The sequence below is a fragment of the Microcoleus sp. genome (assembly GCF_049646505.1).
In the GTDB taxonomy this organism is placed as follows: Bacteria; Cyanobacteriota; Cyanobacteriia; order Cyanobacteriales; family Microcoleaceae; genus Microcoleus.
The window spans coordinates 1-4,231 of record NZ_JBARVX010000457.1; the positions used below are offsets into that span (position 1 = coordinate 1).

At 48.1% G+C, this 4,231-nt stretch carries 5 protein-coding genes; 4 read left to right on the top strand and 1 reads right to left on the bottom strand.

Annotation, left to right across the window (positions count from 1 at the left end):
* A partial coding sequence (locus WBA89_RS21975) for a tetratricopeptide repeat protein (protein ID WP_424409444.1) occupies nt 1-920 on the top strand: 920 nt, incomplete at its 5' end.
* 116 nt (nt 921-1,036) lie between these two features.
* Nucleotides 1,037-1,546, top strand: coding sequence for a GNAT family N-acetyltransferase (locus WBA89_RS21980; RefSeq protein WP_424409446.1), 510 nt, complete (start codon nt 1,037-1,039; stop codon nt 1,544-1,546).
* A 243-nt stretch (nt 1,547-1,789) separates the two neighbouring features.
* Here the strand turns inward: WBA89_RS21980 and WBA89_RS21985 are convergent, their stop codons facing one another.
* Nucleotides 1,790-3,367: an adenylate/guanylate cyclase domain-containing protein gene (locus WBA89_RS21985; RefSeq protein WP_424409447.1), complete on the bottom strand. Its 1,578-nt coding sequence runs from the start codon at nt 3,365-3,367 to the stop codon at nt 1,790-1,792.
* Between the two features lie 88 nt (nt 3,368-3,455).
* Between WBA89_RS21985 and WBA89_RS21990 the strand changes: the two genes are divergently transcribed.
* A complete protein-coding gene (locus WBA89_RS21990; RefSeq protein ID WP_424409448.1) occupies nt 3,456-3,716 on the top strand; it encodes a hypothetical protein in 261 nt (86 codons plus the stop codon).
* A gap of 393 nt (nt 3,717-4,109) precedes the next feature.
* Nucleotides 4,110-4,231, top strand: a 122-nt coding sequence (locus tag WBA89_RS21995; protein WP_424409450.1) for a prepilin peptidase, incomplete at its 3' end; no start/stop codon positions are given.

The window sequence follows — 4,231 nt, forward strand, 5'->3', positions numbered from 1 at the left end:
AAACAACTGAACCCAACACGCCAGCAGACACACTCTTTGAAACAGGAGTAAAACAGCACCGCGAGGGTTTGTTTGTTGAAGCAATCGAGAGTTTTGAACAAGCTTTGGCAATTCGCAAGCAACAAAACGACAAACCCGAAATCGGCAGAATCCTCAACCGCCTGGGAGAAGTTTACGGCGAAATGGGTTCAAAGTCGAAAGCTTTGGAAGTTCTGCGACAAGCTTTAGTCATTCACCGAGAAATAGGCGATGCGCGCCGCCTCGCTCAAACCCTCAATTTCATGGGTTTCATCAACCGGATTTCCGACAAATTTCCCGAAGCGCTGAAACTGCACGAAGAAGCGTTGGAACTCGCCAAAACGGTTGACGACCAAGTAGAAATCGGAGAATCGCTGCACAACATTGCGGCGGTGTACGCAGAACAGGCAGAATATGCCAAGGCGATCGAATTTTATCAGCAAGCGCGGGTCATTCGCACCGAACAGAGCGATCGGCGCGATTTAGGCCGTACCCTCAACAATATGGGCGGCGTCTACTACAACATCGGCGATTTTGACAGAGCGATGGAATTTTATCACCAAGCTTTAGCAATTCGCCGGGAAATCGGAGACAGGGCTGGCGTCGGCCGCCTCCTCAACAACATGGCACTTACCTGTCGCAAACAGGGCAAAGATACTCAAGCGCTGATCTATTTTCAGCAAGCGATACCGATGTTAGAAGCCATCGGCGACCAAACAAATATCGGACGCTTGCTCAGCAATATGGGCGAGATTTATGAAAGTCTCGGTCAATCGGCCAAAGCTCTCGAATCCTACGAAGAAGCTTTGAAAATTGCCCGCGAGAAAAAAGATAAATTTGGAGAAACTGCGGCGATGGAGGGAATTAAGCGATTGTCTTCCGGTCGGCTAGTGCCACAATAAATAACACAAAAGGTTTGAGGGGCGCTAGAATTTGATTGAGATCGCGATCGAAAGATAGAAACGGTTTCTCGATCGTTTTGCCGGCCAGCTCGATCGCACCACAATCAATTTAAACTATGGAAATCCGCCCCGAAAAGCCAGAAGATGTCGAAGCTGTTCGCAGCGTCAATGTGGCGGCATTCGGTCGAGAAAATGAAGCAAATTTAGTCGATCGATTGCGGGGAATTGCATCTACATTTTCCTTTGTTGCCGTACAATCCGATCGCATTGTCGGACACATTTTCTTCAGTTTGGTTGCTGTTGAAGGGAAATGTTCTAGCAATTTGTCGGTTCTGGGGTTGGCACCAGTCGCAGTTCTTCCCAACTATCAGCGGCAAGGTATAGGAACGCTGCTGATCCGCGAGGGTTTAAAAGAGTGCGCGCGATCGGGATTTGAGGCAGTGGTTGTGCTGGGCGATCCAGATTTTTATTCGCGTTTTGGGTTCGTTCCGGCTAGCAGCAAGAACTTGGGATGCGAATATGATGTGCCCGATGAAGCTTTTATGGTGTTGGAGTTAGAAAGTGGAGCTTTGCAGGATTGCAGCGGAACGGTGAAATATCGATCGGAATTTAGGATGTGCGAGTGATATTAATTCCGTCCTTCATCGGAATTATTCATCTCTCTGGGATCTCCCTCTGCGTTCTCTGTGTTCTCTGCGGTTAAATCATTCCGATGCAACCGGAACCGATCTGACGAAGTGGCGGTTTTTATTGTGATGTATCGTAAAAAATTATAAAAATAACATTTAGTAGTCACAGTGGAAAATGGTTGTGCTCTACTTGCCTTTGTGAAGCATAAAACTTGCACAACTATTGCCCAGCAAACTTATTTAAACGCCCCCTTTTGCCCTCTCCACGTTAGCGCCGTGCAAAGCAAAAACCGGAGTCAGAGCAGATTTTCCCTTCAGAGAAACATCTCCCAAAGCCTCGCAAATGAAGTGTAGCCCGATCGACTCAAACACCCTTTTACCAATCAAAATTTGGTTTTCCCCCGCCTCGCTCATCAACCTAGCAGCCGTATTCACCGTATCGCCGAGGATATTAAACTCCCTGCGCCCTCGCGGTTCTCCAACCTCAGCAGCAAACACCGGCCCGAGGCACAGGCCAATTTGACAGCTAACTTTTATTTCTTGACCGCCGATAATTACTAGGGGCAAATCTGCAATCAAATCTCGGATGGCAATCGCCGCACTAGCTGCGCGGCTGGCGTCATCGGTGTGAGCGTCGGGAACCCCAAAATAAATCAGCATATCCGAACCGTCCAAGTGCGCGGTTACTTTTTGCAACACACCGCCTTTAGCCGATACTACAGCATCGATCGACGCAAACACCCGCGAATAACCCACCACCAGATTGACTTGTTCCTCCGGCGAAGCTTTGTCCACAGACTCCGGCAAACTAATTAAATTGACAAACATCACCGTAGGTTCGGGAAAATCCGGCGGAATTTTGCGTCTGTCAGCATTTTCAACCAGCAGTCTCAGGATTGGTTTGGGAATATAACTAGCAAGGGGTTCAAGCCGCTTCACAGCTTCCACGATTTCGCTTACCAAACCCGACACGCTGCGATCGAGCAATATCGAACTCGGCATCCGCCGCCGATTCAAAGTAATATCGTACTCTCCGAGGCGATCGTCCGTGAAATCATCCGCCACCAAAAAATAACCCGGTTTCCCGGGTTCAAAACAAAATTCCTCTCCCAAAGACTCTTTAGTAGTTTCAGTCAAACACACCCGCCCCACACTCCCAGAACCCTCAGCCTGTTTGGCTTGCTGAACAGAATGTCCCAGAAGTACGTGAGCCATCCGCAGCGGCGTACCGATATCGGCACTAATGTAGCGGCCGCAGTGGATACCCACCCGCATCCTCAAAGACAAAACACCCCGCGCTGTTTCAATATTCGCAAATTTAGCCATCGCCCGCTGCATCCGCAAACCCGCCCGCACCGCCCTGGCTGTATTTTCTTGCTCAATCCCTCCCAGAAACTGCACCAGCATCGCATCTCCGGTAAACTCCAGCAAATCCCCGCCCGATTTGCTGACAATTTCGATTGTGGAGGCAAAATAATCGTTAATCACCCCCAGCAGCGTTTCAGCACCCTTGCGCCCCTGGGCTGCGTTCGCTTCCAACAGCGACGTAAACCCTGCTAAATCCGTGAACAGCAAAGTACCTGTCAGCCACTGGTAGCGAACCTCTCCTGGGTTGGGCGGAGATTGGGAAACGGGTTTGGGTACGTAGTCGTGGAGGATGTACCGGAGAGTCCGCAGGTGCTCGAAAACCCCCATTAGCGTTGTGGGGGACGCATCTACCCACGCAGCGGCGTACAGTTGGGCGGAAAGGAGCGCTCGCAGTCGCAGTTCGATCGCAGCTAAGGGAGGATTGTAGGTTAATCTCTTAATTTCTTCCACCTAGTCTATTCTTTTTAAAATAAGATGAGTTCGATCGATCTAGAGCTAACACCAATAGCTAGACTTATACCATTATCATAAGTTTCCAGTGACCCGATACCAGCCTAAATCACAACCCAGCATAGAAATTTCCGAAAGTCACGGCTTGCTAGCTGCAGATTTGATCCGAGTAGCTCGATCGGCTTACGGTATGTATCTGAAAGTGCATTCCGAGCAGATGCAGCGTCCGGCTGGTGTAGTTGTTAGCCGGGGAAGCAATCGAGGTCAGCTAATTTTTGCTTCGCAGCCCGTTTTGTTGCCAGGTGAACGTTTTGTTACTTTTGACGAAATTGAATCTCAAATGTATTAGTTATTTGTTATTTGTTATTGGTTATTTGTTGTTTGTTATTCGTTATTCGTTATTGGTTAGACCAAATCCGAGTTGGCTATTACCTCGATATTCTGACTCTTCTCTTCGCGATAAGAGCGCTTGCGCGCGGCTTCGCCTAATGCGTCTTCGCGGTTCAATCATCAAGGGGGTAAGCAATACGGATTTGGGATGGTTGGGAAATTAAGCATTAGCCATCAGTAATTAGTAAGCAGCCATCAGTAATATGTTATTGTTAGTTGCTACAAATAACCAATAACCAATAACCAATAACCAATAACCAATAACAAATAACCAATAACAAATAACCAATAACAAATAACAAATAACCAATAACAAATAACAAATAACCAATAACAAATAACCAATAACTTAATGGAAATTATCTTTAATGTTCTTGTCAGCGCGATCGTCTTTGTTGTCGGCTCGGCGATCGGCAGCTTCCTGAATGTGGTAGTCTATCGGTTGCCTGCGGGTTTGTCGGTGATCCGCCCTCC